This window comes from Rhizobium phaseoli (genome assembly GCF_010668805.1).
Classification (GTDB): domain Bacteria; phylum Pseudomonadota; class Alphaproteobacteria; order Rhizobiales; family Rhizobiaceae; genus Rhizobium; species Rhizobium phaseoli_A.
Genome location: NZ_WUFT01000144.1, coordinates 1 through 392, shown reverse-complemented (window position 1 = coordinate 392; position 392 = coordinate 1). Strand labels below are relative to the sequence as shown.

The window sequence follows — 392 nt, the reverse complement described above, 5'->3', positions numbered from 1 at the left end:
CCTTATGGGTCGTCGTGATCGACACCTTGACGCCGAATTCGTACGGCGTACGCGCCTTGCCTTTGGCCAAACATTCGACTTCCGGTGCATGCAAGGCGTAAAGCTTGTTCCTGTCCTTCTGCTTCTGCGACAGGATCCGCCTGGTGCGGCCGATCAACTCCTGCAGCGCGCTGCGTCCGGTGTCAGCAACCGATTCGAGCTGACGCTCCACGTCACGCATCACCCGGCCAACGCGCGAGCGCAATGTGCGCAGGGCCTTCTTCATGCGCTTGTACTGCTTCGCATGGGCGTAGCGGCCAATCTGACGCGCCAGGTGCGGCGCCTCGCGGTTGTAGTTCTGCCGCAGCTTCAACCCGTGCCGTGCCGCAGCCTTCACCAGATGTTCGCGACAC

General features: G+C 62.2%; 1 pseudogene. It reads right to left on the bottom strand.

What is annotated here, in order from left to right:
- Positions 1-392: pseudogene (locus tag GR197_RS31780) on the bottom strand (IS5/IS1182 family transposase); the annotation flags it as partial.